Consider the following 4,780-nt stretch of genomic DNA (forward strand, 5'->3'; position numbering starts at 1 on the left):
GTTCGAGGCAGATGCGCGATGGCCGGCCCATCTCCAGCCCCTGCTCGATCCACAGCTGTGAAATGCCATCGGTCGGCGCGTCGAAATGCATGATGGCGCCGGCAAAGGCGGCTGCCGCCGAGCCGGTCGCCGGATCCTCATAGGAAGGCGTGCCAGGCACGATCATGCGCACATGGAAGGCGCTTTCGTGGTTCACCGTCTCGCGGCAGTAGACATAGGGGCTGGCGAAGGCCCATTCGCTCTTGCGCGGCGCCAGTTCCGACCAGGCCTGGTTGTCCAGCCGGATGCGACCCGCCGCCTCGAGATTGGCAACCGGGATGGTGACATAGGGCACGCCCGCCGACCAGAACGCGACGCGGTGATTCTCGAAGCCGATCTCATGCGGCGTCAACCCAAGCGCGGCACCGATCGCCTCCGGATCGGCATCGAGCTTCAGCGGCTCCGGCAGCTTGGCCAGGTCGAACTCGGCAAAAGTGTTGCCGTCATGCTTGCTGACGGCGCACCGCACCGGACCGATGTTTTCCTCCAGCACGAAGATGCCGGCGCCGCCCTCTTCCGCCAGTTCGGCCAGCGCGATCGCGGCGCCGACCGTCGGATGGCCGGCGAACGGCATTTCATAGTCGGGCGTGAAGATGCGGATGCGGTTTTTGTGCTTGGGATTGGCCGGCGGCAGGACGAACACCGATTCGGACAGGTTGAATTCGCGCGCGATGGCCTGCATCGCGGCCGTGTCCAATCCCTTGCTGTCGAGCACGACGGCCAAAGGATTGCCGGCCAGTCGCTCGGTCGTAAACACATCGTAAAGCAAGTAATTCCGGGTTTTCATTCCTGCCTCAATCCCAACATGGGCGAAATTTAATTTGATATTTGAACCGGTAAGCCTGATCTGTGCACAGATAGGGACATTGCGCATTATAGGGGTCCAGCGTGGACCAGATTGTCAATCTGCCAAAGACGGAATCGGATTCCGCCATCGAGACGGCGCTTGGGCTCGACCAGACAGGCCGGCGCAGATCGCGCCGTCGTGGGTGGCTCTATGCGTTGCTGGCGCTGATCGTGCTCGCCGCCGCGCTTGGCCTCTATCAATGGTATGCGGGCTCGCCGGCCAGGATTGACTACACCACAGTGCCTGCCGCCAAGGCCGACCTCACCGTCGCGGTGTCGGCGACCGGCACGTTGCAGCCACTCACCCAGGTCGATATTTCAAGCGAACTGTCCGGCATCATCCGCTCGGTCTCGGCCGAGGAGAACCAGCAGGTCAAGAAGGGTGACGTGCTGGCGACACTCGACACGGTGAAACTCGAAGTCCAGATCGAGCGCGCCGAAGCTTCGGCCAAGGCCGCCGCCGCCAATGTCGAGGACGCCACGGTTACGCTGGCCGAAAACGAGAAGGCGCTGGTGCGCGCCGCCGAACTGACCAGGCGCGGCATGGCGACCGACCAGTCGCTTGAAGCGGCAACCGCCACGCGCGACCGTTCCAAGGCAGCTCTCGACAGTGCGCAGGCCAACCTCGCCATCGCCCAGGCCGACCTCAAGGCGCAGCAGACCGACCTTGCCAAGAGCACAATCTATGCGCCGATCGACGGCATCGTTTTGACGCGCTCGGTCGATCCCGGCCAGACGGTCGCCTCCTCGCTGCAGGCGCCGGTGCTGTTCATCATCGCCGCCGATCTCAGGAACATGGAACTGGTGGCGGCGGTCGACGAGGCCGACATCGGTGCGGTCAAATCCGGCCAGCATGCCCGCTTCACCGTCGATGCCTTCCCCGAGCGGCCGTTCGATGCCGAGATCCGCGACATCTCCTATGCCTCGGTCACCACCGACGGCGTCGTCACCTACAATGCGCGGCTCGAGGTCGACAACAACGAGCTGCTGCTGCGGCCCGGCATGACCGCCACCGTTTCGGTCGTCACCAAGCAGGCCAAGGACGTGCTCACCGTGCCGGCCACCGCCTTCCGCTTTCGCCCGGTCCAGCAGGCCGCACGCGGCTGGAGCCTCAGCGACCTGTTCACCGGCCGCATGGGCCGCCCCGGCGGCAACCGCCAGCGCCAGGCCGCCACAGTGCCCACCGACGGCTCGCGCACGCTCTATGTGCTGGAGAACGGGCGTCCGCACCCGGTCAACGTCAAGATCGGCTCGACCGACGGCGAACTGACCGAGATCATTTCTGGCCTCGACGAAGGCGCACAGGTCATCACCGCGTCGCAGCAGCGGAGCTGATACCGTGGCTGCCGGTGCTGCCCTCATCACCTTCGACAAGGTCTGGAAGAGCTATGGCCAGGGCGAGGCCAAGGTGCATGCGCTGGCCGGCGTCGATCTTGCCATCCGGCGTGGCGAATTCGTCGCCATCATGGGGCCGTCCGGCTCCGGCAAGTCGACGGCGATGAACATCATCGGCTGCCTCGACACGCCGACGGCCGGAACCTATTCCTTCATGAGCATCGACGCCGGCCGCCGCCACCGCAACCGCCGCGCCATGCTGCGCAACCTCTATGTCGGCTTCGTCTTCCAGGGTTACAATCTGCTGGCCCGCACCACGGCGGCCGAAAATGTCGAACTGCCGCTGATCTATCGCGGCGTGGCCGCCCGCGAGCGCCGCGACCTTGCCATGCAGGCCCTGGCGGAGGTCGGCCTTGTCGGCCGCGAGCACCACACGCCGGCCGAACTGTCCGGCGGCCAGCAGCAGCGCGTGGCGATCGCGCGCGCCATCGTCACGCGCCCGACGCTGCTCGTCGCCGACGAGCCGACCGGCAACCTCGACACCGCCCGCACGCACGAGATCATGGAGTTGCTGACGCGGCTCAACAAGGAGCTTGGCCTGACCATCGCCATGGTCACCCACGAGGCCGACGTCGCCGACTATGCCGAACGCACCATCCGCTTCCTCGACGGCCACGTCGCCTCCGATTCCAGGAAGCTGGAGATCGCACAACCATGATCTGGGAAACCGTCCGCCTGTCGCTGCGCTCGATCCGCCGCAACGTGCTGCGCTCGTTCCTGACCTTGCTCGGCATCGTCATCGGCGTTGCCGCCGTCATTGCCATGCTCACCATCGGGTCGGGCACCACGCAGAAGGTCAAGGCCGACATCTCCAAGCTCGGCAGCAATCTGCTGGTCGTCCGCTCCGGTCGCCCGGCCGGTCCCGGTGGCCCGGGCGGGCTCGACCAGGTGGTGCGTCCGCTGGCCGAAAAGGAGCTGGCGGCGCTGGTTGCGCATCTGACTGGCGCCCGCGCCATTTCGCCGGCTTCGCAAAAGCAGGTCCGGGTCATCTTCGGCACCGAGAGCCTGACCTCGGGCGTCACCGGCACCGACAGCGCCTATCTCGATGCGCGCGACTGGAAACTGGTGTCGGGCCGCCCGTTCAGCGATTCCGAAACCCGCTCGGGCACAGGCGTGTGCCTGATCGGCGAGACGGTGCGCCAACAATTCTTCGGCGCTGGCGATCCCGAGGGCGAGATCATCCGCGTCAACCGCACCTCCTGCAAGATCATCGGCCTGCTCGAGCCCAAGGGCTATACCGGCTTCGGTCAGGATCAGGACAATGTCGTGCTGATGCCGCTGCACGCCTACCAGCGCCGCATCGCCGGCAACCGCGACATCGACAACATCTACATCGCCGCCGATGACCGCACGCCGACCAGCGAGTTGCAGCCGCGCGTCGAGGACATTCTGCGCGACGCCAGACGCATCACGCCCGATCGTGAAAGCGATTTCGCCATCCGCGACATGACCCAGATCGCCGACGCCATGGCCAGCGCCACCACCACCATGACCGGCATGCTGGGCGCCGTCGCCGGCGTCAGCCTGCTGGTCGGCGGCATCGGCATCATGAACATCATGCTGGTGTCGGTCACCGAACGCACCCGCGAGATCGGCATCAGGCTCGCCATCGGCGCGCATGAAAAGCACATCCTCATCCAGTTCCTGGTCGAGGCGACGGTGCTGTCGCTGCTCGGCGGCATTATCGGCATCCTGATCGCGCTGGCGCTGGCCGGCCTCGCCGCTGTGACGCTGACCATCCCGTTTGCGCCGAGCCCGGCGGTGATCCTGCTCGCCGTCGGCTTTTCCGCCCTGATCGGCATGGTGTTCGGCTTCTTCCCGGCGCTGCGCGGCGCCAGGCTCGACCCGATCGACGCACTTAGGCACGAATAGGGCAACCGGCCGAAACGCGGCCGGCGCTCAGACCGGTTTTGCACAGCCTTAGACGTTTCCACCCTACCCGCCACTGTCGCCGCGCCGTTCATGATGCTAGGGCAATTCACGCTTGGGTGGAGGAATAGCCAATGAGCAAGAAGGCACGACTGATCCTGACGATGGTCGTCATCGAGGCCTTCCTTGCAGGCATCTGGTGGTATCTCGCCCGCTTCGGCATGGCCAATCCCGATCGCGTCACAGCCGATTTTCAGGCAGTCGTCGGCCAGACCATGGGAATGGCGATGGGCGGTTTGCTCGGCATCGGCTTCATCCTGTTCCTCGTCGCCGCCCGCAACGATCGCAACGCGGCACAGAACAAGACGCGCCCTTAACTCCCGTTTGCGAAATGCCACTCGATCAGCGGCTTCATGTGCGGTGACAGGCCGACCGGCAGGTCGGCGGCATGGCGGATGATCACTGGCCCGTCGATCTCCGGCTCGGTTTCGGTGGCGACGAAGGCTGAGATGCGCTGGGCGATCTCGTCGGCGGGCGCCGCCGCGTGGTAGCGGCGGAAGATCACCGTGCCGCTGTTGGTCGACATGGCGTGGTAGCGTTTGCCGCGTTCCGCGGCTGACAGGTCAAGACC

At 65.5% G+C, this 4,780-nt stretch carries 5 protein-coding genes and 1 pseudogene; 4 read left to right on the forward strand and 2 right to left on the reverse strand.

Translation table 11 applies throughout. The features are described 5' to 3' along the window. Positions 1-826: PhzF family phenazine biosynthesis protein (locus EOA22_RS24535; protein WP_164755789.1), on the reverse strand; the 826-nt coding region annotated here is incomplete at its 3' end. Between the two features lie 101 nt (positions 827-927). On the opposite strand from EOA22_RS24535, the gene EOA22_RS24540 reads away from it, so the two are divergent. From EOA22_RS24540 to EOA22_RS24555, 4 genes are all read left to right on the forward strand, one after another. Next, positions 928-2,220: an efflux RND transporter periplasmic adaptor subunit gene (locus EOA22_RS24540; protein WP_063168253.1), complete on the forward strand. Its 1,293-nt coding sequence runs from the start codon at positions 928-930 to the stop codon at positions 2,218-2,220. A gap of 4 nt (positions 2,221-2,224) precedes the next feature. Then, a complete protein-coding gene (locus EOA22_RS24545; protein ID WP_127390271.1) occupies positions 2,225-2,938 on the forward strand; it encodes an ABC transporter ATP-binding protein in 714 nt (237 codons plus the stop codon). Then, the gene (locus EOA22_RS24550) at positions 2,935-4,152 is read left to right on the forward strand and encodes an ABC transporter permease (protein ID WP_127390272.1); all 1,218 of its coding nucleotides are present in this window, start codon (positions 2,935-2,937) and stop codon (positions 4,150-4,152) included. Before EOA22_RS24545 ends, EOA22_RS24550 begins: the two co-directional genes overlap by 4 nt. Positions 4,153-4,283: 131 nt before the next feature. Further along, positions 4,284-4,526: a hypothetical protein gene (locus EOA22_RS24555; protein WP_013531069.1), complete on the forward strand. Its 243-nt coding sequence runs from the start codon at positions 4,284-4,286 to the stop codon at positions 4,524-4,526. Here the strand turns inward: EOA22_RS24555 and EOA22_RS24560 are convergent. Continuing rightward, positions 4,523-4,780 (reverse strand): annotated as a pseudogene (locus tag EOA22_RS24560) (hypothetical protein); the annotation flags it as partial. The gene EOA22_RS24555 and the pseudogene EOA22_RS24560 overlap by 4 nt on opposite strands.

This window comes from Mesorhizobium sp. M7A.F.Ca.US.014.04.1.1, assembly GCF_003998745.1.
Taxonomy (GTDB): domain Bacteria; phylum Pseudomonadota; class Alphaproteobacteria; order Rhizobiales; family Rhizobiaceae; genus Mesorhizobium; species Mesorhizobium ciceri.

Excerpts from the sequence above, each read along its gene's own strand:
- EOA22_RS24550 (WP_127390272.1), top strand. The coding sequence starts at position 2,935 with ATGATCTGGGAAACCGTCCGCCTGTCGCTGCGCTCGATCCGCCGCAAC.
- EOA22_RS24555 (WP_013531069.1), top strand. The coding sequence starts at position 4,284 with ATGAGCAAGAAGGCACGACTGATCCTGACGATGGTCGTCATCGAGGCC.